General features: G+C 66.1%; 22 protein-coding genes. 12 read left to right on the top strand and 10 right to left on the bottom strand.

Annotated features, from left to right (window positions below):
• The 4 genes from BBX35_RS24095 to BBX35_RS20085 form a co-directional block, all read left to right on the top strand.
• The coding region (locus tag BBX35_RS24095; RefSeq protein WP_208979888.1) for a hypothetical protein at positions 1–273 on the top strand (273 nt) is incomplete at its 5' end.
• 105 nt (positions 274–378) lie between these two features.
• The gene (locus BBX35_RS20095; RefSeq protein ID WP_067223909.1) at positions 379–1323 is read left to right on the top strand and encodes a class I SAM-dependent methyltransferase; all 945 of its coding nucleotides are present in this window, start codon (positions 379–381) and stop codon (positions 1321–1323) included.
• On the top strand, positions 1320–2168 hold the full coding sequence (locus BBX35_RS20090; protein WP_067223907.1) for a TrmH family RNA methyltransferase: 849 nt from the start codon (positions 1320–1322) through the stop codon (positions 2166–2168). Before BBX35_RS20095 ends, BBX35_RS20090 begins: the two co-directional genes overlap by 4 nt.
• 25 nt (positions 2169–2193) lie before the next feature.
• Positions 2194–3060 (top strand): SDR family oxidoreductase, encoded by an 867-nt coding sequence (locus BBX35_RS20085; RefSeq protein WP_067223904.1) that lies wholly within the window; start codon positions 2194–2196, stop codon positions 3058–3060.
• Positions 3061–3069: 9 nt separating this feature from the next.
• Here BBX35_RS20085 and BBX35_RS20080 read toward each other — a convergent pair whose 3' ends face one another.
• From BBX35_RS20080 to glpK, 4 genes are all read right to left on the bottom strand, one after another.
• On the bottom strand, positions 3070–3846 hold the full coding sequence (locus tag BBX35_RS20080) for a DUF1194 domain-containing protein (protein ID WP_067223901.1): 777 nt from the start codon (positions 3844–3846) through the stop codon (positions 3070–3072).
• Positions 3847–3960: 114 nt separating this feature from the next.
• Positions 3961–4875: a DMT family transporter gene (locus BBX35_RS20075; protein ID WP_067223898.1), complete on the bottom strand. Its 915-nt coding sequence runs from the start codon at positions 4873–4875 to the stop codon at positions 3961–3963.
• On the bottom strand, positions 4872–5810 hold the full coding sequence (locus BBX35_RS20070) for a bifunctional helix-turn-helix transcriptional regulator/GNAT family N-acetyltransferase (RefSeq protein WP_067223895.1): 939 nt from the start codon (positions 5808–5810) through the stop codon (positions 4872–4874). Before BBX35_RS20070 ends, BBX35_RS20075 begins: the two co-directional genes overlap by 4 nt.
• A gap of 161 nt (positions 5811–5971) precedes the next feature.
• Positions 5972–7468, bottom strand: coding sequence for a glycerol kinase GlpK (gene glpK / locus BBX35_RS20065; RefSeq protein ID WP_067223892.1), 1497 nt, complete (start codon positions 7466–7468; stop codon positions 5972–5974).
• Positions 7469–7688: 220 nt separating this feature from the next.
• Here glpK and BBX35_RS20060 point away from each other — a divergent pair, with 220 nt between their 5' ends.
• A complete protein-coding gene (locus BBX35_RS20060) occupies positions 7689–8876 on the top strand; it encodes an MFS transporter (RefSeq protein ID WP_083206484.1) in 1188 nt (395 codons plus the stop codon).
• Positions 8877–8996: 120 nt separating this feature from the next.
• Here BBX35_RS20060 and BBX35_RS20055 read toward each other — a convergent pair whose 3' ends face one another.
• Complete coding sequence (locus BBX35_RS20055; RefSeq protein ID WP_067223886.1) at positions 8997–9197, bottom strand: cold-shock protein; 201 nt, start codon at positions 9195–9197, stop codon at positions 8997–8999.
• 441 nt (positions 9198–9638) lie between these two features.
• Between BBX35_RS20055 and BBX35_RS20050 the strand changes: the two genes are divergently transcribed.
• Positions 9639–11246: a B12-binding domain-containing radical SAM protein gene (locus BBX35_RS20050; protein WP_067223884.1), complete on the top strand. Its 1608-nt coding sequence runs from the start codon at positions 9639–9641 to the stop codon at positions 11244–11246.
• Positions 11247–11265: 19 nt separating this feature from the next.
• Here the strand turns inward: BBX35_RS20050 and lepA are convergent, their stop codons facing one another.
• Complete coding sequence (gene lepA / locus BBX35_RS20045) at positions 11266–13071, bottom strand: translation elongation factor 4 (protein ID WP_067223881.1); 1806 nt, start codon at positions 13069–13071, stop codon at positions 11266–11268.
• A gap of 178 nt (positions 13072–13249) precedes the next feature.
• Between lepA and BBX35_RS20040 the strand changes: the two genes are divergently transcribed.
• Both BBX35_RS20040 and BBX35_RS23140 read left to right on the top strand, forming a co-directional pair.
• Positions 13250–14044 (top strand): DUF5131 family protein, encoded by a 795-nt coding sequence (locus BBX35_RS20040; RefSeq protein WP_067223878.1) that lies wholly within the window; start codon positions 13250–13252, stop codon positions 14042–14044.
• Positions 14016–15266 (top strand): three-Cys-motif partner protein TcmP, encoded by a 1251-nt coding sequence (locus tag BBX35_RS23140; RefSeq protein ID WP_083206467.1) that lies wholly within the window; start codon positions 14016–14018, stop codon positions 15264–15266. Before BBX35_RS20040 ends, BBX35_RS23140 begins: the two co-directional genes overlap by 29 nt.
• A gap of 52 nt (positions 15267–15318) precedes the next feature.
• Here BBX35_RS23140 and mepA read toward each other — a convergent pair whose 3' ends face one another.
• The 3 genes from mepA to BBX35_RS20020 form a co-directional block, all read right to left on the bottom strand.
• Positions 15319–16215, bottom strand: a complete 897-nt coding sequence (gene mepA, locus BBX35_RS20030) for a penicillin-insensitive murein endopeptidase (RefSeq protein ID WP_208979892.1) — start codon at positions 16213–16215, stop codon at positions 15319–15321.
• A 545-nt stretch (positions 16216–16760) separates the two neighbouring features.
• Positions 16761–17798, bottom strand: coding sequence for a patatin-like phospholipase family protein (locus tag BBX35_RS20025; RefSeq protein WP_067223874.1), 1038 nt, complete (start codon positions 17796–17798; stop codon positions 16761–16763).
• 185 nt (positions 17799–17983) lie between these two features.
• On the bottom strand, positions 17984–18796 hold the full coding sequence (locus BBX35_RS20020) for an alpha/beta hydrolase (protein ID WP_067223872.1): 813 nt from the start codon (positions 18794–18796) through the stop codon (positions 17984–17986).
• A 132-nt stretch (positions 18797–18928) separates the two neighbouring features.
• Between BBX35_RS20020 and BBX35_RS20015 the strand changes: the two genes are divergently transcribed.
• Positions 18929–20101: a glycosyltransferase gene (locus BBX35_RS20015; RefSeq protein WP_244271672.1), complete on the top strand. Its 1173-nt coding sequence runs from the start codon at positions 18929–18931 to the stop codon at positions 20099–20101.
• Between the two features lie 30 nt (positions 20102–20131).
• Here BBX35_RS20015 and BBX35_RS20010 read toward each other — a convergent pair whose 3' ends face one another.
• The gene (locus BBX35_RS20010; protein WP_067223869.1) at positions 20132–22108 is read right to left on the bottom strand and encodes a methyl-accepting chemotaxis protein; all 1977 of its coding nucleotides are present in this window, start codon (positions 22106–22108) and stop codon (positions 20132–20134) included.
• A gap of 433 nt (positions 22109–22541) precedes the next feature.
• Between BBX35_RS20010 and infC the strand changes: the two genes are divergently transcribed.
• The 3 genes from infC (at position 22542) to rplT (ending at position 23999) form a co-directional block, all read left to right on the top strand.
• Positions 22542–23084 carry a translation initiation factor IF-3 gene (gene infC, locus BBX35_RS20005; protein ID WP_083206482.1) on the top strand — a complete coding sequence of 181 codons (543 nt, stop codon included), beginning with the start codon at positions 22542–22544 and terminating at the stop codon, positions 23082–23084.
• Between the two features lie 318 nt (positions 23085–23402).
• Positions 23403–23600 (top strand): 50S ribosomal protein L35, encoded by a 198-nt coding sequence (rpmI, locus tag BBX35_RS20000; protein WP_067223866.1) that lies wholly within the window; start codon positions 23403–23405, stop codon positions 23598–23600.
• Positions 23601–23639: 39 nt separating this feature from the next.
• A complete protein-coding gene (gene rplT / locus BBX35_RS19995; protein ID WP_067223863.1) occupies positions 23640–23999 on the top strand; it encodes a 50S ribosomal protein L20 in 360 nt (119 codons plus the stop codon).
• Positions 24000–24219: the final 220 nt, after the last annotated feature.

Here is a 24219-nt window from a genome sequence, read left to right as displayed (position 1 = left end):
AATGCAACGACGCAGAACATCCGCATCGTTCAGAGCGGCCCAAACCGCCCCGCGACCAGCCAAAATCCGATACTCACCAAACAAATCCATGGAAACGCCAATCCCTCTCTTCGGCGCGCGCCCTGCGGAACGCCGACCCTTTCCCTAAGCTTGGCCAAGCCGGTCACACCTTTCAAGTGCTTGAAAGAAAATCAGCTACAAACTTCTCTTTGGTGCAGCGCAGCAGCGCACGGGCGGCGCGAGGAGATTGACCCGCGCCATGAACCGCCCTAAGGCCAACGGAAACGGCACCTGCGCGACGGTGGGCGCCAGATCTTGCCCGGCCCGACGCCGGGCCGCACGAAAAGGCAGTTCGTTCCCGTGTCCGCTCGCTCCGCCATGCCCGGCTCCGATCCCGCTCCCGCCCCTGCCGGCAAGCCGCCGGCCGCATGCTGGCCGCTGATGCTGGAAACACGCGGCTGGGAGGACTACGCGCTGCTCGACTTCGGCCACGGACGCAAGCTGGAGCGCTACGGGCGCATCGTCGTCGACCGGCCGGAGCCCCAGGCGATGGGCGCGCCGCGCCTGCCGGAAAAGCGCTGGCTGTCGGCCGATGCCGTGTTTACCGGCAATGACGAGGACGACGGCCCGGGCCGCTGGCGGCTCAATCGCGACCTGCCCGAGACCTGGCCGATGCGGTTTCACGACGTCCGCTTCCTCGGCCGGTTCATGTCGTTCCGCCATGTCGGCGTGTTTCCCGAGCAGGCCGCCCACTGGCAGTGGATGGCCGAGCGGGTGGCCGCCCGCAAGGCGGCCGGCGGCAAACCGATGCGCATCCTCAACCTGTTCGGCTATACCGGCCTTGCCTCGCTGGTGCCGGCCGCCGCCGGCGCCGAGGTCACCCATATCGATGCCTCCAAGAAGGCGATCGGCTGGGCGCGCGAGAACCAGGCGATGTCCGGGCTCGACGAGTTGCCGGTGCGCTGGATCTGCGAGGATGCGGTGAAATTCGTCGCCCGCGAGGTCAAGCGCGGCAACCGCTACGACGGCATCCTGCTCGATCCGCCGAAATACGGCCGCGGCCCGAAGGGCGAGGTCTGGGACCTCTACGAAAGCCTGCCCGCCTTGATGCCGATGATCGAGGAAATCCTGTCGCCGGAAGCCGACTTCCTGGTGCTGACGGCCTATGCGATCAGGGCGAGCTTCCTGTCGCTGCACGAGCTGATGGCCGAAACCCTGTCGCAGCGCGGCGGCGTGCTTGCTTCCGGCGAGCTGGTGCTGCGCGAGGAAGGCGGCAGCCGCGCGCTCTCCACCTCGCTCTACAGCCGCTGGAGCGCCTCATGAGCACGAACCTCCCGCGTCCCGGTCAGGTCAAGCAGGTCACCTCCTTCTCCAATCCGCTGGTCAAGGACATCAAGGCGCTGATCGCCCAGCGAAAGCACCGCCAGAAGAGCGGGCGCTTCGTCGCCGAAGGGCTGAAGCTTGCCACCGACGCGCTGGCCGCCGGCTGGGAGGTCGACATGCTGGTGCTCGGCCCGGAGGCGCGCGACAGCGCCCCGGCGCGCGAGGTCGCAGCGACCGCACGGGCGCGCGGCGCCACGATCCTGGAGGTCTCCACCGCCGTACTGGCCGCAATGACCCGGCGAGACAATCCGCAGATGGTCGTCGGCGTATACGGGCAGCGCCTGCTCTCCGCTTCCGCGCTGGAGAAGGCCTTCGCCGCCGCGCCGCAGGGCGTGTGGGTGGCGCTCGACCAGGTGCGCGACCCTGGCAATCTCGGCACCATCATCCGCACGGCCGACGCGGTCGGGGCATCCGGTGTCATCCTGGTCGGCGACACCACGGATCCCTTCGCCGTCGAGGCGGTGCGCGCCACCATGGGATCGCTGTTCCATGTGCCGCTGGCCCGCCTCACCCGCGAGGGCTTTCGCGAGATCGCCGCACGCTGGCCGGGCACGGTCGTCGGCACCCACCTCAAGGGCTCGTCCGACTACCGCACCATCGACTATCGCCGCCCGTCGCTGCTGCTGATGGGCAACGAGCAGTCCGGCCTGCCGCAGGAGATGGCGGAGGCCTGCAGCGCGCTCGCCCGCATCCCGCAGGCAGGCCAGGCCGACAGCCTCAATCTGGCGGTCGCGACTGCCGTGATGCTCTACGAGATCCGCCGCGGCGACCTGTCGCTCACTTGACCAGATCCTTTCGGGAGCAAGCTCCATGCGCCTTTTCGTCTTCGGTCTCGGCTATTCGGCTGATGCTTTCGTCCGGCGCATCTCCAGCCGCTGCGAGACGATCACGGCGACCACGCGCAGCGAGGAGAAGGCCGCACGGCTTGCCGAGCGCGGGATTGTGCCCGTCCTTTTCGACGGCACCGCGCCCAGCGAAGCAGTGCGCGCGGCGCTTGCCGATGCCACCCATGTGCTCGTCTCCATCGCGCCGGGCGAGACCGGCGATCCGGTGCTTGCCCATCACGCCGCCGACCTTGCCGCCGCGCGCCCGAACTGGGTGGGTTACCTTTCCACCGTCGGCGTCTATGGCAACCACGACGGGGGTTGGGTCGACGAGGAAACGCCGTGCCGGCCCGTGTCGCGGCGCTCCCGCCAGCGGGTCGAGGCGGAAGAGGCCTGGCTCGCCTTTGCAGCGGACCACGATGTTCCGGTCCAGATCTTCCGCCTGTCTGGCATTTACGGTCCGGGCCGCAATGCCTTCATGAACTTCGAGAAGGGCACTGCCCGCCGGCTGATCAAGCCGGGCCAGGTGTTCAACCGGATCCATGTGGAAGACATTGCCGGTGCGCTGGAAGCGGCCGTTGATGGGGCTCCAGTGACGCGGATCTTCAACGTCACCGACGATGAGCCGGCGCCGCCGCAGGACGTTGTTTCCTATGCGGCGGAGCTGTTGGGCGTTGCGCCGCCGCCGGAGCAGGATTTCGAGACCGCCGAGCTGTCGCCGATGGCCCGCTCCTTCTATGGCGAGAACAAGCGCGTCTCCAATGAGCGCGTGAAGCGGGAGCTTGGCTACACGTTCCGCTATCCCGACTACCGGACCGCGCTGACCGCCCTTCATCGCGACGGCTGGCGCTGAGCCGCCGGGTCAGTCCACCGCCGTCTCACCCGCCGCGCCGAACAGCACCTTCGGTCCCTCGAGCGCCGCGAGATTGCGCCGCGGCGGGATGGCGGCGATTTCCAGGATGAGCTTCTTGCGGACCGCATCGGCGAAGGTTGCGGTGGAATCGGCGGAGACGACAAAGGACCCCGGCCCGCCGATGATGCGCTCGGCGAAGGCGGCCTCGAGGTCGTAATAGACCGGCCGGCCGGAACAGTGGCGGCACAGCACGGCGAGGCCGTTGATGACGATGCCCGAGGCAACCACCTCGGCCCGTGCCGTCTCCAGCGGCGGCCCGCTCCAGCTGTTGGCGCTGTCGGCGGAGACATCGATCACCCGGCGCAGGCCCGTGTAGTCGTTGTCCTCGATCAGCTGCTTGCCCTTCAGCAGGGCAGAACCGATGGCATTGCGGCCGAAGGCGCGCCGCGGCGCGGCCATCAGCTTCTGCGCAAAGTCCTGCGCCGCCTGCGGCCCGTCGATCACCATCCACTCGACCACCACGTCCTGCGAGACGTCGTTGCCCCATTCGACATAGGTCACCGCGATCTTGCCGTAGACATTGTCGAGAATCGCTGAGAGGACCATCGGATCGGTGATCGCATCGGCATAGCCCTGCCGCTGGAACCGGATTTCCGCATCGTCGATGGAGCCGGTGGAATCGGCGAGCAGCACCAGTTCCAGGTCGAGCTCCTCGGCCCCCGCCCGGTGGACCGGCGCGGCGAGCGCCACGAGGAGGGAAAGGGCAAGGCAGGCGAATGCGCGCATGGCCGTGTCTCCTGAACGTCCGGGACCTTCAGTCAAACACGGCCCGCGGCGGAGCCGAAAGGCCAAACAATCGGCAGGACTTCACAATCTCGCCAGCGGCGCCGTCTGCCTCCGCTAACCGCCACCGCCTCCCGCCGGCAGGGGCGGCATCTTTCGCCCGCGGCGCTGCGCGAAGGCGGTCGCGGCGAGGCTGCCGACCACCAGCACCATCGCCACGGCCAGCGTCAGCGTCGGCGACGCCCCCAGGAACAGCACCGACAGGATCACCGCCGTCACCGGACTGAGGCCGAGAAAGGCGGTCACCACCGCGGCCTGCAACCGGCTCAGCGCATAGAGCCAGAGCAGGAAGCCGACGCCGCTCGACAGGCCGACGAACCCGACCAGAACCAGCGTCTGCCGCGACCAGTCGGCCATCGGCAGGCCCTGCCCTTCGACAAGCGCCATGACACCGAGCGGCACCAGCGAGGCGAGCATGGCGATGACGCTGACCTTGGCGACGCCGCAGCGCTGCAGATACGGCCGGTAGAGATGGGAGCACAGGGCGCCGGTCAGCGTCGCCAGCGCCGCGCAGCCGACGCCGATCCAGTCGGAGGCGAGCATGCGGCCAGTCAGGGCCTCGCCCGCCAGCAGGAAAACGACGCCGATCACCGACATGACGATGGAGGCAAGCTCCAGCGGCGACACGCGTCCGGCGGCAAAGCGCAGGCCCAGCGCCAGCGTGACAATGGGCAGGGTCGCGAACACCAGCGCCACCCGCGGCGAGGCGGTATGCAGCACCGCGACATTCAGCAGGGCCACCAGCACGCCGAACTGGCCGATGCCGATCAGGGCGACGGGCAGTATATCGCGCCGCGGGACGGGCCTGCCGGAGGACAGAAACGCGACCGGCACCAGGATCAGCAGGGCGATGGCATAGCGCAGGAAGCCGAGCCGCCCGGCACCGACCTCGGCGACCGCCGCCTCGGTGGCCACAAGGCTTGCACCAACCTGCAGGCCGGTGAAAATCGAAGCGAGGAGCGGCCCGTTCACAGATTGCGTCCCCAGATCTGGCCAACGAGATCCTGGCCGAAGCTGTGGTGGCGTTCCTCCTCCAGCAGTTCGAACCCGGCCGCCTCGTAGATGCGCCGCGCGGACACCAGGATGTCGTTGGTCCAGAGCACCATGCGCCGGTAGCCGGCACCGCGCGCGAAGCGCAGGCACTCGTCGACGAGCGCGCGGCCGAGCCCGCGCCCGCGCGCAGCCGGGTCGACATAGAGCATGCGCAGCTTGGCGACCTCCTCGTCCTGCCGCACGACGAAGACCGAGCCGACGACCTCGCCTTCCATCTCAGCGATCCAGCAGCGCTCACGCGCCGGATCGAACTCCGCGATGAACTTGCCGACGATTTCCGAGACCAGCCCCTCGAAAGTCCAATCGAAGCTGTATTCCTGCGCGTAAAGGGCCGCCTGCCGATGGACGACGAAGCCGAGATCGCCGGGGCGCGGATCGCGCAGGATGAAGGTGCGGGTGTCCGGCGTGTCGCCCAGCAGCCGGCGGATGCGCGCCATCGCACCGGTGACCTGGCCGCGCTCGTCCTGCGACAGCGGCGCCAGCAGCGCCCCGACCTCGCGAGCCGATGCCTCGTTGAGCCCGGCATAGACCTCGCGCCCGCGATCGCTCAAGGCCAGCGCCAGCCGCTTGGCGTTCTCCGGCGAAGGCGTGCGGACCAGCAGCCCGTCGCTCTCCAGCCCCGACAGCAGCCGGCTGAGATAGCCGGCATCCATCTGCAGCACGTCGCCCAGCTCCCGCGCCGAAGGCAGCGCGTCGGGGCGGACATTGGCGAGCTCATAGAGAATGCGCACCTGGGCAAGCGTATAGTCGGTGGCGAGCATGCGCTCGTTCAGCGCACCGACCAGCCTCGTGTGGAAGCGATTGAACTGACGGACGGCAGCGACGTCCTCGTCGCGTACGGCAGAGCCCGACATGTTGCCGATCTCCTGATCATGTTGCTTCAGTCAAGATATCGGATCGCCCGGGTCCGTCAACGAAAATGACCATGACGGAATTGCGCAGAACGAAAAACGCGCAGCCCAAGGGACTGCGCGTCGTTTCCTGTCGGTTCTCGGGCTTGGCGACCAGCCTCGCGTCAGGCGCTGCGGGTCCTGCGGACCGCGTCCTGCCAGCCGGCATGGAGCTTTGTCCGCTCGCTCTCCGCCATCTGCGGCTCGAAGCGGCGATCCAGGTGCCAGGAGCCGGAGAATTCCTCCATTCCCGGCCACACGCCGGCCTTGTATCCGGCCAGCCAGGCCGCGCCCAGCGCGGTCGTCTCCAGCACCTGCGGCCGGTCGACCGGCGCGGCAAGAAGATCGGAGAGGAACTGCATCGTCCAGTCCGAGGCCGTCATGCCGCCATCGACGCGCAGCACGATGTCGTCGGTGTCCATGTCCGCCGCATCGGCCCGCATCGCCTCGATGAGGTCCAGGGTCTGGTAGCCGACACTCTCCAGCGCCGCGCGGCAGAAGTCTGCCGGGCCGCTGGCCCGGGTCAGGCCGAAGATCGCCCCGCGCGCATCCGGATCCCAATAGGGCGCGCCGAGCCCGACGAAGGCCGGCACGAGATAGAGACGGTTCGCCGGGTCGGAGGCTTCTGCCAGCTTCTGGCTCTCGGCCGCCGCCTCGATGATGCCGAGCCCGTCGCGCAGCCATTGCACGGCGCTGCCGGCAACGAAGATCGAACCTTCCAGCGCGTAGGTGGTCTGCCCGTCGAGACGATAGGCGATGGTCGACAACAGCCGGTTCTGCGAGGCGACGCGGGTCTCGCCGGTGTTGAGCAAGGCGAAACAGCCCGTGCCATAGGTCGACTTGATCATGCCGGGCCGGAAGCAGGCCTGTCCGACGGTCGCCGCCTGCTGGTCGCCGGCAACGCCGAGGATCTTCAGCTCCGCGCCGAAATGCTCCGGATCGACCGTGCCGAACGTGTCCGCGCTGTCCTTCACCTCCGGCAGCATCGACATCGGCACGCCGAGCAACCCGCAAAGCTCCTCGTCCCAGCAGTTCTCGTCGATGTTGTAGAGCAGCGTGCGCGAGGCGTTGGTCGCGTCGGTCACATGCGCCCGGCCGCCCGTCAGCTTCCAGATCAGCCAGCTGTCGACCGTGCCGAACAGCAGCTCGCCGCTTTCCGCGCGTTCCCGCGCACCCTCCACATTGTCGAGGATCCAGGCCAGTTTGGTGCCAGAGAAATAGGGATCGAGCAAAAGGCCCGTCTTGCGGGTGAACAGCTCCTCGTGCCCCTCGCGCTTCAGCGCAGCGCAGGTCTCGGCCGTGCGGCGGTCCTGCCAGACGATGGCGCGGCACACTGCCTCGCCCGTCTTGCGGCTCCACACCAGCGTCGTCTCGCGCTGGTTGGTGATGCCGACGCCTGCAATCGCCGAGGCGCCGCCCTCGATCCCGGCCAGCGCCTCGCGGCACACCGCCAGCGTTGAGTTCCACAGGTCCTCCGGCTCATGCTCCACCCAGCCGGAATGCGGAAAATGCTGGGCGAATTCCTGCTGCCCGACGGCAACCGACCGGAATGCGCCATCGAAGACAATCGCCCGGCTCGACGTGGTGCCCTGATCGATTGCGAGTATGTATGCGCCGCTCACACGCTTCCTCCGAATGTTCGCTTTCTTTCCTTATTGCGCAAATCGACAGCCAAACGAAACAAAAACCCGACAGGCGAAGACACTTCCGGCCCTGCACGCACGCGCCCTCCCCTTCCGGGAGAATCGACGCCAGGTCCGGGCGCTGATACGCTCGCCAGACTGCCGCCCGGCCGGATCGCCGGCAAGCCTTCCGAACCGCCGCCCCGACATGTTCCCCGCCATGCTCCTTGCGCCCAAGACACGCTCGCTCTCCCTCCTGACCCTTGCGGTCATCGCGGCACTGTCGCTGTGGTTCGTCTCTGCCGCGATACTGCCGGAGATGCTGGCGGAGCATCCGATCGCGCCGGTGCGCCAGGCCTTGCTGTCGAGCGCCGTACAGGTCGGCTTCGTGATCGGCGCCCTCGCCTCCGCCGTTCTCGGCTTGCCGGACCGGCTGCATCCCGGCCGGCTCTTCGCCGCCTGTGCGGCCCTTGCCGCGCTGGTCAACGGGGCGCTGCTGTTCCTGCCCATCGGCGGAACCGGAGCGATCCTGGCACGGGTCGCCACGGGCGCCCTGCTTGCCGGCGTCTACCCGGTCGGCATGAAGATCGCCGTAGGCTGGGGAGTGAAGGATCGCGGCTTTCTCGTCGGCCTGCTGGTCGGCGCCGTGACGCTCGGCTCGGCCCTGCCGCATGTGATCGCGCTCGGCGGCGGCGCCGACTGGCGGGCAACCGTGACGATCGCCTCTGCCGCCTCGCTCGCCGCTGCCGGCCTTGCCCTTGCCGTGCGCCTCGGGCCGCATCACGCGACCTCGCCGCGCTTCGATCCGGCGGTGATCCGCCGCGCCTGGACGGACCGGCGCATCCGCCTCGCCTATGCCGGCTATTTCGGCCACATGTGGGAGCTCTATGCCATGTGGACCTGGGCCGGAGTGGCAATGGCGGCCGCGTTCGTTCCCGTGCTCGGCGAAGGCGAAGGGCTGGCGCTCGCCCGCATCGTCACCTTCCTGGCCATTGCGCTCGGCGGTCTCGGCTGCATTGCCGGCGGCTGGTTCGCCGACCGTATCGGCAAGGACACGGTGGCGATCATCGCGCTTGCGGTCAGTTTCGCCAGCGCCCTCGCGGCGGCCCTTTGCTTCGGCGGCCCGGTCTGGCTGCTGGCGGCGATCTTCCTGCTCTGGGGTGCCTCCATCGTGCCGGATTCGCCGCAGTTCTCCGCACTTGTCGCCGATTTCGCCCCGCCGGAACAGGCCGGCAGCCTGATGACGCTGCAGACGGCCATCGGCTTCGCGCTGACCTTCGTCACGGTGCAGGCCGCCCCGCTCGTCGCCGACCAGTCGGGCTGGCCGGTGCTGCTGGCCCTGCTGGCGCTCGGGCCGGCTGCCGGTCTGATCGCCATGCTGCGGCTGCGGCGCCTGTCGCGCACCTGAGAGGGAAGCGCCCCCAAGAACGCAAAAAGCGCCGTGCCTTGTCCGGGCATCGGCGCTTCGCGCATCATGCAGGAGATTGCATGAAGGGTCGGCTTCGGCCGGGTCATCCCGGCCGGCGCGTTACAGGACGCGCAGGTTCTCGGCGACCGTATGGCCGCGCAGATAGGCGAGGTCGTAGACAACGAGCTGGCCTTCGCGCAGGCTCGGAACACCCGACTTGCGCAGCGCCGCCATGTCCACGTGAACATAGTCGCCTTCGTTCGGCTCGATCTCGCCGATACCGGCGGTGATGTCGAACCACTTCACATTACCAAGTTCCATAGTCAGTCTCTTTCTTATCGTTCTTGTTTTCCCTTGCACCGGTCGGTGCGAGTGCCTCGCGCCCGGCTTTCGCCATCGCGAATTGCAGGGCTGCGAAAAGTCCATCGCGGTGCGGAACGTATCGCACCGTCACATGACGAATTGCGCCAGGGCCGTTTCTCGGGTCGTTTTTTCGAAAACACCCGACCCTCATTTTGCAATGCGAGGGTGACAGGCTTGCGACACCGTTCGGCGCGCGTGATCGTCAATCAATGATGAACAGGCACTGTTAACAAATGGTGAGCGAATTCCATTTTGCAAGGTCGGACAGAATCCCGCCCCGCAAACCATCGAAGATCGGGAGCAAATTTCCGTTAAGGGAGCCCGACGGGACCAAGCCAAGACCCGAAAGGTCTGCTACTCTCGGTTTCAGGTCGGGGCCCACATCTTGCTGAGAGAACCATGTCGCAATCGGTCGTCAACGTGTTGCTGCTGTACCCGCGCTTTCAGGCCGGCTCTTTCTGGAATTACCAGGAAACCTGCGCGCTGGTCGGCGCCAAGTACCCGGCCCCGCCGCTCGGCCTGATCACCGTTGCCGCCATGCTTCCGGACAGCTGGGAGCCGCGGCTGGTCGACCGCAACACGACGGAACTGCGCGACGAGGACCTTGCCTGGGCCGACGTCGTCTTCACCGGCGGGATGCTGCCGCAGCAGCGCGACACGCTGGCGATCATCGCGCTGTGCCAGGCGGCCGGCATTCCCGTCGTCGTCGGCGGGCCGGACGTGACCTCGAGCCCGGAACACTATGCCGCGGCGGACTTTCGCGTTATCGGCGAGGCCGAGGGCATCTTCGACGCGTTCATCGAGGCGTTCGAACGCGGCGAGCGGCAAGGCACCTTCGAGGCCGAGAAGTTCAAGGCCGACGTCACCACCACACCGGTCCCGCGCTTCGACCTGCTGAAGTTTTCCGACTACGTCCAGGTCAATGTGCAGTTCTCGCGAGGCTGTCCGTTCACCTGCGAATTCTGCGACATCATCGAGCTCTACGGCCGCAAGCCGCGCACCAAGGGAAGCGCCCAGATCCTGGCGGAGCTGCAGGCACTCTACGACCTCGGCTATCGCGGCCATGTCGATTTCGTCGACGATAACCTGATCGGCAACAAGAAGGCGGTGAAGGCGTTCCTGCCGGACCTCATCGCCTGGCAGGAGGCGCATGGACGCCCGTTCGAGCTGTCCACCGAGGCCTCGCTCAATCTGGCGGACGACACCGAACTGCTCAAGATGATGCAGCAGGCCGGCTTCTTCGTCGTCTTCGTCGGCATCGAAAGCCCGGACCCGGATGTGCTGGTCGCCACCCGCAAGAAGCAGAACACGCGCCGCGACATCGCCGCCAGCGTGCACAAGATCTACGAAGCGGGCATCTTCGTCATCGGTGGCTTCATCGTCGGCTTTGATGAGGAGAGCGACCGGGTGGCGGACGAGATCGCCGGCCTGATCGACGAGGCCGCCATTCCCGTCGCGATGACGGGCCTGCTCTACGCCCTGCCGAACACCCAGCTCACCCGGCGCTTGGCAGCCCAGGGGCGGCTGCATGCCGAGTTCGACATCGCCGATGCCGAAGACATCAAGGGCGACCAGTGCACGGCCGGGCTCAATTTCGAGACCCTGCGCCCGCGCGCCCAAATCCTGGCCGACTACCGGCGCGTCATCGAGCGGGTCTACTCGCCCGGTGCCTATTTCGCCCGGCTGCGCAAGATGGTCTCCATGCTCGACATGAGCGGGCCGAACGGCGACGTGATGAATGCGCGGCTTTTCAGCGACCTGAAGAAGCTGGGCCGGCTGGTCTGGTCGATCACCCTGCACAAGCCCGAGCATCGCGGCCATCTGTGGCGCATGATCGCCTACACGCTGCGGCACAATCCGCGGGCGCTCAATCCGATGCTGCAGATGGTGGCGCTCTACGTGCACCTCGGCCCGTTCTCGCGCTTCGTGCTGCAGCGCATCGACGAGCAGATCGCAGAGATCGAGGACGGCAACTGGGCGCAGCCGGCCCTCGTCGCCGCCGAGTAGGCGGCGACGGGACGCGGGATCAGGAATCCATCTTCAGGGCCTTGATGAAGGCTTCCTGCGGGATCTCCACCTTGCCGAACTGACGCATGCGCTTCTTGCCTTCCTTCTGCTTTTCCAGAAGCTTGCGCTTGCGCGTCGCGTCGCCGCCATAGCACTTGGCGGTCACGTCCTTGCGAAGGGCCGCGATGGTCTCGCGGGCGATGACCCGGGCGCCGATGGCCGCCTGGATCGGGATCTTGAACATGTGCCGCGGGATCAGGTCCTTGAGCTTCTCGCACATGGCGCGGCCGCGCCGCTCGGCCTGCGAGCGGTGAACCAGCGTCGAAAGCGCGTCGACCGGCTCGGCATTGACCAGGATCGACATGCGCACGAGGTCGCCCTCGCGGTAGTCGGTGATCTGGTAGTCGAAGGAGGCGTAGCCCTTCGAGATCGACTTCAGCCGATCGTAGAAATCGAACACCACCTCGTTCAGCGGCAGGTCGTAGGTGACCATGGCACGGCTGCCGACATAGTTGAGGTCGACCTGCACGCCGCGGCGCTCCTGGCAGAGCGTCAGGATCGCGCCGAGATATTCGTCCGGCGTCATGATCGTCGCGCGGATCCACGGCTCCTCGATGATGTCGATCTTCACCGGGTCCGGCATGTCGGCCGGGTTGTGCAGCTCTTTCAGCGTGCCGTCGGTCAGGTGCATGCGATAGACGACCGAAGGCGCGGTGGCGATCAGGTCGAGGTCGAACTCGCGCTCCAGACGCTCCTGGACGATTTCCAGATGCAACAGGCCAAGGAAGCCGCAGCGGAAGCCGAAGCCGAGCGCCGCCGAGGTCTCCATCTCGAACGAGAAGCTGGCATCGTTCAGGCGCAGCTTGCCCATCGCCGCGCGCAGGTCCTCGAAGTCGTTGGCATCGACCGGGAAGAGACCGCAGAACACCACCGGCTGCGCCGGCTTGAAGCCGGGCAGCGCCTGCGCGCAGGGCTTGCGGTCGTCGGTGATCGTGTCGCCGACGCGCGTGTCCGCCACTTCCTTGATCGAGGCGGTGATGACGCCGATCTCGCCGGGGCCGAGGCCGTCGACCGACAGGAACTTCGGCGTCATGACACCGACCCGGTCGATCTCGTAGGCCGCGCCCGTGCCCATCATCTTGACCTTCTGGCCCTTCTTCATCGAGCCGTCGATGATCCGCACCAGCACCATCACGCCGAGATAGGCGTCGTACCAGCTGTCGACCAGCAGCGCCTTCAGCGGCGCGCCCGGATCGCCTTCCGGCGCCGGCAGGCGGTTGACGATGGCTTCCAGCACGTTCTCGACGCCGAGGCCCGTCTTGGCCGAGATCATCACCGCGTCGGATGCGTCGAGGCCGATCACGTCCTCGATCTGCTCCTTGACGCGCTCGGGCTCGGCCGCCGGCAGGTCGACCTTGTTGAGCACCGGCACGATCTCGTGATCGTTGTCGATGGCCTGATAGACGTTGGCGAGCGTCTGCGCCTCGACGCCCTGGCTGGCGTCGACGACGAGCAGCGATCCCTCGCAGGCCGCCAGCGAGCGCGAGACCTCATAGGCGAAGTCGACGTGACCCGGCGTGTCGATGAGGTTCAGCTTGTACTGCTTGCCGTCCTTGGCGTTGTAGATCAGGCGCACGGTCTGCGCCTTGATGGTGATGCCGCGCTCGCGCTCGATGTCCATCGAATCGAGCACCTGCTCCTTCATCTCGCGCTCGGTCAGCGTGCCCGTCATCTGGATCAGACGGTCGGCCAGCGTCGACTTGCCGTGGTCGATATGCGCCACGATGGAGAAATTGCGGATGTCGGAGATTTTCTGCGTGCTCATGCGCGCCCATTTACCATCGCCGGATGCAGCGGCAAAGCGGATTGCGCGGCAAAGAACGAGAAAATTGAGAGGCTACAAGGGACAACAAAACTGACTTCACAATTTGATAAGCAGTTAGATTTAATTGTTCTCTGTTTGTACCTCTACAGTTAATATGACTTCAAAAGGCTCGAGAAGCATGGCGCAGAAATCCGACATCGAATGGACCGATGCGACTTGGAATCCGGTTACCGGCTGCACAAAGATCGGTCCGGGCTGCGACAACTGTTATGCGGAACGGTTTGCAGAGCGTTGGCGCGGTATTGAAGGGCATCCTTATGAGCAAGGTTTCGATCTGCGTCTTTGGCCGTCGCGACTTGCGCAGCCTGCTCTTTGGAAAAAACCGCGAATGATCTTCGTGAATTCTATGAGCGATTTGTTCCATAAGAGTATTCCTGAATCGCACATAGACGCCGTGTTTGATACAATGGAAAAGGCTGATTGGCATGTCTATCAGGTTTTAACAAAGCGCTCTTCACTCATGCGAAAATACGTCCAGAAGCGTTACTCGGGCGAGCGGGTGCCTTCCCATATCTGGCTAGGCGTATCCGTCGAGGACACGGCACACAAGGGACGGATCAACCACCTGCAGCAGATCAATTCAGATGCGCGATTCATTTCCTTCGAGCCGCTCCTTGGTCCGATTGGTAGCGTCGACCTCAACGGCATCGCCTGGGCGATTGTCGGCGGTGAGAGCGGACCGAGAGCGCGACCGATGGAGGCCGCGTGGGCAACCGAGTTGCGTCGTGCATGCGAGGAATACCAAGTGGCGTTTTTCTTCAAACAGTGGGGTGGGGCTCGGCCGAAATCCGGTGGGCGTCTGCTCGAAGGTGAAGAGTGGAACGGGTTTCCATGGCAGATCGTTCCTGAAGCGATCATGGCGGAATTAAAGAGTCAGGGGGCAAATGGCGAAGAATTTCATCTGGGGGCCTGATGGGAGGCTGCCCCACATCGAAGACCACACAAAACGGAAACTGGAGGTTCTTAAGAGCTATCTGGACATATATTTTGACACGGTTGTTCGTAACCCGGCGCAAGACCGGCTGAACATAACGTTAGTCGATGGCTTCAGTGGTGGAGGGGCATATGCTGACGGAGCCGAAACACGCTCGGGCAGCCCATTGGTCCTATTGAGCGCAGTCGAGCAGGCGGCAGTGCGACTGAATGAGCGTCGCGAGAAGCCGCTGAAAATCAATGCCCGGTTTATATTCGTCGACGATGAATTTGAGCACGTTGCGGCGCTCCGTCGTGAACTAAAAAGTCGTGATTACGCCGAAGATGATCCACGTATCACCATATACCACGGAACTTTCGTTGATCATCTGCCAGCTATTTTACAGAAGATCACGAAAACACAAATAAAGGGCCGCTCGATCTTTTTCTTAGACCAATTTGGTTATTCCGACGTGCCGATGTCGGCGATCCGGACCATTTTCAATTCGCTAGACCGTTCTGAAGTCGTACTTAACTTCGCCATAGATAGCCTGCTCAACTACCTCCAAGACGCCTCGGCAGAATTGGAGCTTTATCGACAATTTGGAGTCGACGCGCGTTTCATTTCTGACTGGAAACAGCGCAAGGACGAGAAAATGGGACGGGCCCTCACGCAGCGCGCGCTGATGGCACACATACATGCTAATAGCGGCGCCAAATTCTTCACGCCATTCATGCTCTGGTCTCGCACAGACAACCGCTGGATGATGCTAGCGCACCTATCGCAACATCAGGCAGCACGCGACAAAATGCTTGGAGTTCATTGGCAAAAGCAAAACAGCTTTACTCATGCCGGTCCTGGCGGGCTGTTCAACCTCGGATACGACGCCCGATTGAAAGAAAGCTGTGATTCGTTTTTCAGTTTTTCAGAAATCGACAGGACCAAGCTCAGTCGAGAACTGATCAACGCTCTACCGTCCGAGATTCACCGTATAATGCATGGTGGTCAGTTGGAGATTGGCCGCTTACTTGCTGAAATCGGGAATCGAACTGCAGGAACCAACGAAGACATATTTGAGGTGTTGTCGGAACTCGCGCAGGCACGGGAGTTGGAAGTCTTATCGTCAATAGGAAGGCCAAAACGAGCTGGAACAAAGATATCGATCAAAGATCGCCTGATACTACCAAGCCAACCAACGTTATTTTTTTCAAAAAAATTTTAGCTCCGCCGGCGGACCAAGACGCCCGATTATCCATATCGAGTTCGATGTCCCCTCACCTCGCCACCAGGACCTCGGTGCAGGCCTGGGGAAGCGCCGCCAGCGTCAGCTGTTTCTTCTTCGTCGGGACTGCCGGCTTGTCGGTCTTCTTCGGTTTCTTCGGCACCCAGGGCTCGTCGGACAGCCACCAGGCCAGTTCCTGGCCGCAGCCGTCGCCCGGCGGCGGTGCGTCCTGGTCCTTGCAGCCGACGCTGCCATCAGGACAGGCGATGCGCACATGGAAGTGGTAGTGGTGGCCCCACCAGGGCCGGACCTTGCGCAGCCAGCCGCGCTCGCCGGTCTCGAAGCGGCACAGCGCCTGCTTGATGCCGGGATGGACGAAGATGCGCGAAACGCGCGGGTCCTGCGCGGCGCGGCGGATCAGCCGGGCGCGCGCATCGCTCCACTTCGCCGGGTCGACGCCGCGGTCGGCGCCCGGCAGTTCGGACGAGCCCTTCAGCATGGAGACGGCCGACATGCTCTCGCGCTCCTCGCGCGACAGCGTGCGGTCCGGCATCGGCGTCAGCCAGATGTCGGCATCGAGGCCGATCTGGTGGCTGGCATGGCCGGAGGTCATCGGCCCGCCGCGCGGCTGGGCGAGATCGCCGACGAGCAGGCCGTTCCAGCCGAGCGCCGGCGCATCGTTCGCCAGGCGCTGCAGCATGTCGACGAGCTGCGGATGCCCCCAGTTGCGGTTGCGCGACAGGCGCATGACCTGCCAGGCCGGCCCGTCGACGGCGAGCGCCGTCGCCCCGGCAAGGCAACCCTTGGCATAGGAGCCGATGGACCGGGCGGCCAGCGGCGCGGGCGCGCGCATCGCGCCGAAGAGCTCCTTGGCAACGGCACCCGGCCGCACGGCGGAGGGCGGGAGAACCGGCTGCGAAGAGGCGGGCGGGGCCGCGACAAGCTGCATCGGCGCGGCGGCAACCACCACGGGCCGCTCAGCCGGGGCCGGACGCGGCAGGGGCGGCGATGCGAAACTGGAATAGACCTCGCCGGAGGGGGCGGCCGGAGCAGCGGGCTGTCCGCTCCGTGCATCGACGAGATCGCCGATATCGGTCGAGGGCAGGACCCGCGTCGTCGTCACCCGCCGCTCTTCCAGCCGCGACATCGCCTCGGCGGCGATCAGGCTGGCCGGCTTCTCGCGCGGCAGCGGAGCAGCGCCCGCGGGTGCCGGCAGAAGCATGGCAAGGCCCGCGATGGACGCGGAAGCCAGCAGCGCGAGCAGAAGCGGGTGCCGGCCGGCTTGCGGCGCAGCTTCCGAAAACCGGTCACCGAGGGACTTGGCTGATGCACGCATGGGTGTCATGGCCGGCTCCTTTCGTTCCGCGCTGGCCCTGCCCGCCGGCACACTGCGCCGACAGTCGCACCCAGTGTCGCGCCGGAGCGTTTACGGACGGTTAACCATAAAACGAAAAAGCCGAGCGCCAGTCGCGGCAATCGCCGGCAGGCCACCGGCTATTCGGGCCACTCGCTCATCTCCTGCGCCAACCGGTCGAGCAGCTGGGTGTTGTCGCGGATGATGCGGTCGGCAACGCCGTTGAGCTCGATGATGTTGCCCGGGCGGGTGTTGTCGATCGCCTCCGCCCCGGCCGGCAGGTCGCCGTCGAGCCGCACCACCTCGCCGATGCCGGCGGCCGGCAGCAGGCGCTGCGCCTGATAGGCGGCGGTGGTCGACTGGCCATGGGCGAGGACGGACAGCAGCGGCACGCCGTTGGCCGGCAGCAGCCAGCCGAGCGGCCCCCAGGACGCCGCCTCGCGGAACGTCCAGGACCGGCGGATGTCGGCGCCGGTGCCGAGCGACAGGATGGTGATCTCTTCCGGCTTCCAGCCGAGCTTCATCGCCTCCAGCCAGACCGCCAGGGTCGGATTGTTCATGACGACGCCGCCGTCGATCAGCACCCGCTCGTCGCCATGCGTCAGATTTTCCGCGCGCATCGGCTCGAAATAGGCCGGGGCCGCCGTGGTCGCCCGCACCGCCTGCCACAGGTAGTAGTCGTCCGGCCGGCTGCCGTCGCTCTGGCGCCCGTTGGTCATGAAGACCGCCTCGCGGCGGCCGAGATCGTAGGCGGTCAGCACCAGGCGGGTCAGCGCCGATTGCAGCGAGGTCCAGCCGAGCTGCTCCTTGAGGATGCGCTCCAGCGGGCGCTCGTCATAGCGCTCGTCGAACACCGCGCGCGGGTTGGCGACGAAGCGCTCGAACAGGCTCTTGCGGCGGAACACCTCGCGCGCCTCCACCTCGAAGAAGCGGCGCAACTCGGCAACGCCGGCCGCCGGCGCGCCGCTGGTGTCGTCGGGGCGCGGGGCGGCAAGACCCGCGGCGATCAGCCCGCCGGTGGAGCTGCCGCCGATCATGTCGAAATAGCGATGAAGCGGCTGGGTCTTGCCCAGAACGCGCAGCCGTGCCTCCAGCGTTTCCAGGATCCGCAGCGGAATCAGTCCGCGAACTCCGCCTCCGTCGATCGCCAGGATGAAACGCCTGCGTGCTGCTGCCATGGATTGCGTGCCTCCGCTTGCTGTTTGCTCGCGCATCGCCGTCTGCTCGCGCGAGGGGGGCCCCGGCCGGCTGCGCAGGACCGATCATGCCTGCCCAAGCCTTTGCGCGAAATAAGACAAACCGATGACCCGTTCTGCAAAAAGAACGGGCAAAGGGACGCAGGCGCGCCGAGCCTACCGCAGGGTCAGCCGGCCTCCGCCTCGGCCTCGGTCGCGCGCACCTCGACGGCGGCGATCATCCGCTCGATATCCTGCGGCCGCGACAGCCGGTGGTCGCCGTCCTTGATCAGGGTCAGCACGACGTCATCCAGCGCCAGGCATTCGGTCAGGCGCAGCGCATGGCGCCAGGGCACGGCATCGTCGCGCTGGCCCTGCAGGATGGTGACCGGGCAGCCGGTCTCCACGAGACCGCCGAGCAGCAGGTTCTTGCGGCCGTCCTCGATCAGCGCGCGGGTGATCACGTAAGGACTGTCGTCGTATTCCGACGGGCGCTCGAAACGGCCCTCGCGCAGGATCGTCTCGCGGATCTCGTCGGTGAACTCGTGCTTCCACATCAGCTCTTCGGTGAAGTCCGGCGCCGGGGCGATCAGCACCATGCCGGCGAGCGGCGCGACCTCAATCGGCCGTGCGACCAGCGCCCGTGCCAGCAGCAAGGCGATCCAGCCGCCCATGGACGAGCCGACGACGATAGTCGGCTCGCGGCAGAAGGCGGCATGCACGGCCAGGGCTTCCTCCGTCCAGCGCGAGATCGTGCCGTCCTCGAACTCCCCGTCCGAAACGCCGTGGCCGGAATAGTCGAGACGGGTGACCGCACGGCCCGTGGCGCGCGCCCAGGCGGCGAGCTCCTCGGCCTTGGTGCCGGCCATGTCGGACTTGAAACCGGAGAGCCACAGCACGCCGCAGCGCCCCGGCGTGCCGTCCTCGCGCAGGACGGCGATGCGCCGCCTGTCCGCACCGACCTCGATATGGCGCACCTGATCCTGAGCCTGCCCGTCCATCGTCGTCTCCGCCTGACTTGCCTTGCCGTCTTGCCTGACCGTATTGCCTCACTGGCGCCCGATGTGGCACAGGTCGCGTGCGTTGAAAAGTCCGCGCCGGGCTTTCGCTTGCCCCATCCGACAGGAGCCTTCGTGACCCGCCGAACCGTGCTGCAAGTCATCCCGGACCTCCAGACGGGCGGCGCCGAACGCACGACGGTCGACGTGGCGCGGGCGCTGGTCGCGGCCGGGCACCGGGCCATCGTCGCAAGCCGCGGCGGCCGTCTGGTGGCGGAGCTGGAGGCTGTCGGCGGCGAACATGTGACGCTGCCGGTGGGGCGAAAGTCGCCGCTGGGCATCTGGCGCAATGCCGGCGCGCTGACGCGCCTTGCCCGCAAGGAAGGGGTCGACCTGATCCATGCCCGTTCGCGTGCGCCGGCCTGGTCGGCGCTGATCGCGGCACGGCGGCTGGGCCTGCCCTTCGTCACCACCTATCACGGCATCTACAATCAGCCCAATGCCTTGAAGGGGCTATACAATTCCGTGATGGCGCGTGGCGACGCGGTGATTGCCAACTCCCGCTACACGGCCGCGCTGATCGCCGAGCGACACCCTTTCGCAAAGGACCGCATCACCGTCATCCATCGCGGCTCCGACCTTGCCGCGCTCGATCCCGCGTCCGTTTCGCCCGAGCGCCGGCAGGCGCTGGCCGACGCATGGGGGCTTCGGGACGGCGAACGGGTGATCCTCAACCTTGCCCGTCTCACCCACTGGAAGGGCCAGACGGTGCTGATCGATGCGCTGGCGCGGCTTGCCGCTGCGCCCGGCGCGCCTTCCGGCTGGACGGCGATCCTGGCGGGCGATGCCCAGGGGCGGGAGACCTATGTGGCGGAGCTGAAGACGCGAATCGCCAATGCCGGGCTTTCGGACCGGGTGCGGCTGGTCGGCCACTGCGCCGATGTCGCCGCCGCCCTTGCCCTTGCCGATGTCGCGGTGGTCGCCTCGATCGAGCCGGAAGCCTTCGGGCGGGCCGCCGTCGAGGCGCAGGCCGCCGGCGTGCCGGTGGTGGCGACGAACCTCGGCGCGGTGCCCGAGACGGTGCTGGCGCCGCCCGATGTCGCCGAGGAGGCACGCACCGGCTGGCGCGTGCCGGCGAACGATGCCGCCGCACTGGCCGCGGCGCTCGCCGAAATGCTGGCGCTTGCGCCGCAGGACCGCGAGGCGCTGGCCGCACGGGCGCTCGCCCATGTGCGGCAGGACTTCACGGTCGAGGCGATGTGCGGGGCAACGCTCGCCGTCTACGACAGCTTGGCGAAGGCCCGCTGACGCGCTGGCGCCAGCGGGAGATGCAAGGCGTCAGGCGGCGTTGCGGATGTGCGCGAGGAAGCGCTCGACCTCCCGGCGCATCTCGTCCGACTGGTCCGACAGCGTCGCGGCTGCGGACGTGACGGTGGTGACGGCGCGCCGGTTTTCCCGCGAGGCGGTGTTGACGCCCGAGATGCCGTCGGAGACGGCGCGACTGCCGGACGCGGCCTCGACCACGTTGCGCGACACCTCGCGCGTGGCCGCCCCCTGCTGCTCCATGGCAGCGGCAATCGCCGTTGCGGTGCCGTTGATGTCGGAGATCAGCCGGCCGATCCCGTCGATTGCCGCAACCGCGTTGCGGGTCTCGGTCTGGATCTCGGCGACAAGCCCGGAAATGCCGTCGGTCGCCTTGGCGGTCTCGCCGGCCAGGGCCTTGACCTCGCCTGCGACGACCGCAAAGCCCTTGCCTGCCTCGCCGGCGCGCGCCGACTCGATGGTCGCGTTGAGCGCCAGCAGGTTGGTCTGGGCGGCGATGCCGGAGATCATCGACACGACCTCGCCGATGCGGTTGGCGACGGAGGCGAGCGCCTCCATCTGGCCGGTGGTGCGCATGATCTCGTCGGCGGCCTGCTGGGTCGAGCTCGAGGTGCGCATGATCTGGCCGCTGATCTCTTCGATCGAGGCGTTCATCTCTTCCGTCGCCGCGGCGACCGTATGGACATTGGCGGCGGTCTGCTCGGAGGCGGCCGCGACATTGGCCGAGCGCGTGTCGACGTCTTCCGACAGCGAGGCCATGGTCCGCGAGGCGCTCGACAGGTCGTGCGAGGCCTGCGAGATCATGCCGACGATGCGGCCGACGCTGGCATCGAACTCGCGGGCAAGCTGTTCCATCGCGGCGCGCTTTTCGGCGGCCGCACGCTTCTCGTTTTCGGCCTGTTGCGCCTCCAGCTCCCGGTTGCGGATCGCGTTGGCGCGGAACACCTCGACGGCGCCGGCCATCGCGCCGATCTCCAGGTGCCGCGAGGCGTCCGGGATCTCGACCGAGGTGTCGCCATCGGCAAGCGCGCGCATCGCACCGGTGAGGCCGACGACCGGCCGCGTGATGCCCCGCCCGATGAACCAGGCAAGGCCGAGAGCAATGACCAGGGTCGCAACGGCACTCGCCACGAAGACCGTCGAAACCGTGCCGCGCGTTGCCGCTAGATCGGCCTCCGCCGCGGCAAGGCCCGCCTCCGCCGCCTGCTCCACCGCCTCCACCTCAGGCGTCAGCCGCGCGTAGACGTCGCTGAGGACGCCGACCTCGGCACCGATGGTCGCATTGATGGCCGCATAGGCCTTGAAGCCGCCGAGATAGGCGTCCATCAGCTTGGCGATCTCGGCCCGTTCGGCGGTGCCAAGGGGCGAGGCGGCCAGCAGCGTGTCGAACTCGGTGCGGCGGGCATCGACTTCGCCGACATATTTCATGTCGCCGCGCAGCATGAGGTCCTTCTCGTGCCGGCGCATCATCAGCATCTTGACGGTCAGGGCGTCGAGATCCGCCGCCTTCAGGCGCGTCTCGACCGCATGCACCGCGGTGCGCAGCTCGCCCTGCAGGCCGCTCTTCTCGTCGAAGCCCATGACGCGATAGGCCTCGACGACCTTGGCGAACTGGTCGCGATGGGCGGCCACGGCGCTCCTGACCGCATCGATGCGGTCGCGCACGGGCGCTGCGGCATCGAGACCGGCCATGGCATCGAGCTCAGCCAGCGCTGTCGACACCGAGGCGTCGTAGCGCTGCACCTCGGCATCGTCCCGGCGCAGCAGGAAGTCCTTTTCGCGGCGGCGCATCTGCAGCGTTTCATTGGCGACGCTGGCCGCCAGCGACTGCAGCGAGCGGTTGTCCGAAAGCCGGTCGAGAGCCGTGCTCATGCCCCTGTCGCCAGCGTAATGGGTGAGCGAGAGGACGGCGACGGCGATCACCGCGATTGCGGCAAGCACGCCGACGCGGGCGGCCAACGGCACGCCGGAGCGAAAGAACGGAAGGGACACGGGCAGTCTCCTGCAAGCACGGAGGTCGCAGCCGCAGCGCGTCCTGCATCGCGCACGCGGCCGGTTCTTCATTCCCCTCCCTCGCCTCTCATCGCAGCCAGAGTTGAAGATCGCGTTAATACTGTCATTCAATGCAATTCAAGGTTTAAATACTTGGATTATACATCATTCATCGACTGCTCCGGCTCCGCAAGGAGAGGGTTGAGGGGATCGGCAACCGCCTCCCTGTACCGTCTCCGCCCCCGTGCGATGGGGGCTTTCGCGTGAAACCGGTTGACTCTGCGACGGTTTCGCTCGATTTTCATGGTCTGGCGCCTTGCGGCGCGCATGGACTCCCCGACGCCCGGCGTTCGGGGTATTTGCGTTGCAGGGCGGAACGCCGGCCGGGAGCCGGTTTCGCCAAGTTGTTGAAACGTTAGAGGAGATAGCGACCATTCGCCGTCCATACCGCGCACCGCCGCCGACCAAGGAAGGCCCGCGCACAAACCAAGAGATCCGCGTTCGGGAAGTTCAGCTCATCGATCAGGATGGACAGAACCTCGGCGTCACACCTACGGAAGACGCCTTGAGGATGGCCGAAGAGGCCGGTCTGGACCTTGTCGAGATCTCTCCGAACTCTTCGCCGCCCGTCTGCAAGATCCTGGACTATGGCAGGTACAAGTACCTGAGCCAGAAGAAGGCTGCAGAAGCGCGCAAGAACCAGAAGATCGTCGAAGTCAAAGAAATCAAGATGCGTCCGAATATCGACACCCATGACTATGAGGTGAAGATGCGGAACATGAAGCGTTTCTTCGACGAAGGCGACAAGGTCAAGGTCACCCTGCGGTTCCGCGGACGCGAAATGGCGCACCAGGACCTGGGCGTTGCGCTGCTCAACAAGGTGCGGGACGAGACGGCGGAGTTCGCCAAGGTCGAATCCCACCCGCGGCTGGAAGGCCGTCAGATGGTGATGGTGCTGGCGCCGATCGCGCGCTGAAGCCTGCCACCCTGCACGGCCGCGACACGCGGCGGTTTTCACGAAACCCGGCCTGAAAAAAGGGCCGGGTTTCGCAGTTTTCGGGCACGGGTCGACCGAAGCGCCGCAAAGGGGCGGCGCAAGGTCCGGCAGGCCGCCGGAACGCTTGCGTTTCCCGGCGGCTTTGCCTATAAGCCCGTGTCCCGAGCCGCCCGGCTTCACGGGACCGGCCGTGTTTCGGCCGGAGCCCGCGACAAAAGGGCATGCCGTGGCGGCTCATAAAACGGCTTCCAACAACAACCGGCGGATCAGCACCGCCGGGTCGAGAAAGGATGCAAAATGCCCAAGCTGAAGACGAAGTCCGGCGCCAAGAAGCGCTTCAAACTGACCGCGACCGGCAAGGTCAAGACCGCTCAGGCGGGCAAGCGTCACGGGATGATCAAGCGTTCCGCCAAGTTCATCCGCAACGCACGCGGCACGACCACTCTGGCCGAGCCCGATGCCCGCATCGTCAAGAAGTTCCTGCCCTACGGCTGAGCCTGACGGCGTTCTAGACTTTTCAAGGAGTTACATCCCATGTCGCGTGTCAAAAGGGGCGTTACCGCCCACGCAAAGCACAAGAAGGTCCTCAAGGCCGCCAAGGGCTACTACGGTCGTCGCAAGAACACGATCCGCGTTGCCAAGCAGGCCGTCGAGAAGGCCGGACAGTACGCCTATCGCGACCGCAAGGTTCGCAAGCGGAACTTCCGTTCGCTCTGGATCCAGCGCATCAACGCCGCTGTCCGTGAGCACGGCATGACCTACGGGCGCTTCATCGACGGCCTCAACAAGGCCGGCATCACCATCGACCGCAAGGTTCTCTCCGACATCGCCATCCGTGAGCCGGATGCGTTCAAGGTGCTGACCGAGAAGGCGAAGGGCGCCCTCGCAGCCTGAGGCGCGAGAGCTCGTCTGCCCCGCGCAGACCACGATTTCGAAGGGCGCGCCGGCCGACGGCGCGCCCTTTTTGCATGCCGCGACGGCGTGCCGGATTTCGAGAAATTTCGAGACGGATTTTGCAAAATCCCGTCTCAATATCGGCCTTTCGCGTCTCAATCGTCGCAATCTCGCCAAATCGCCCGCATCTGCCCAAACGGGGACAGGGCGGGGACAAGTG

Source organism: Stappia indica (genome assembly GCF_001696535.1).
GTDB lineage: Bacteria > Pseudomonadota > Alphaproteobacteria > Rhizobiales > Stappiaceae > Stappia > Stappia indica.
The sequence above is the reverse complement of the archived record's forward strand: the minus strand, read 5'-3'. Positions and strand labels throughout refer to the sequence as shown.

Bases quoted from the DNA above. Each gene is read 5' to 3' on its own strand.
- mepA (WP_208979892.1), bottom strand. From the start codon at position 16,215: ATGCAGCTTGTCGCGGCCCCGCCCGCCTCTTCGCAGCCGGTTCTCCCG.
- lepA (WP_067223881.1), bottom strand. From the start codon at position 13,071: ATGAGCACGCAGAAAATCTCCGACATCCGCAATTTCTCCATCGTGGCG.
- BBX35_RS20090 (WP_067223907.1), top strand. From the start codon at position 1,320: ATGAGCACGAACCTCCCGCGTCCCGGTCAGGTCAAGCAGGTCACCTCC.
- BBX35_RS20085 (WP_067223904.1), top strand. From the start codon at position 2,194: ATGCGCCTTTTCGTCTTCGGTCTCGGCTATTCGGCTGATGCTTTCGTC.
- rplT (WP_067223863.1), top strand. From the start codon at position 23,640: ATGTCGCGTGTCAAAAGGGGCGTTACCGCCCACGCAAAGCACAAGAAG.
- BBX35_RS23140 (WP_083206467.1), top strand. From the start codon at position 14,016: ATGGCGAAGAATTTCATCTGGGGGCCTGATGGGAGGCTGCCCCACATC.
- BBX35_RS20080 (WP_067223901.1), bottom strand. From the start codon at position 3,846: ATGCGCGCATTCGCCTGCCTTGCCCTTTCCCTCCTCGTGGCGCTCGCC.
- BBX35_RS20020 (WP_067223872.1), bottom strand. From the start codon at position 18,796: ATGGACGGGCAGGCTCAGGATCAGGTGCGCCATATCGAGGTCGGTGCG.
- BBX35_RS20095 (WP_067223909.1), top strand. From the start codon at position 379: ATGCCCGGCTCCGATCCCGCTCCCGCCCCTGCCGGCAAGCCGCCGGCC.
- BBX35_RS20050 (WP_067223884.1), top strand. From the start codon at position 9,639: ATGTCGCAATCGGTCGTCAACGTGTTGCTGCTGTACCCGCGCTTTCAG.
- rpmI (WP_067223866.1), top strand. From the start codon at position 23,403: ATGCCCAAGCTGAAGACGAAGTCCGGCGCCAAGAAGCGCTTCAAACTG.
- BBX35_RS20070 (WP_067223895.1), bottom strand. From the start codon at position 5,810: ATGTCGGGCTCTGCCGTACGCGACGAGGACGTCGCTGCCGTCCGTCAG.
- BBX35_RS20040 (WP_067223878.1), top strand. From the start codon at position 13,250: ATGGCGCAGAAATCCGACATCGAATGGACCGATGCGACTTGGAATCCG.
- BBX35_RS20060 (WP_083206484.1), top strand. From the start codon at position 7,689: ATGCTCCTTGCGCCCAAGACACGCTCGCTCTCCCTCCTGACCCTTGCG.
- BBX35_RS20055 (WP_067223886.1), bottom strand. From the start codon at position 9,197: ATGGAACTTGGTAATGTGAAGTGGTTCGACATCACCGCCGGTATCGGC.
- BBX35_RS20025 (WP_067223874.1), bottom strand. From the start codon at position 17,798: ATGGCAGCAGCACGCAGGCGTTTCATCCTGGCGATCGACGGAGGCGGA.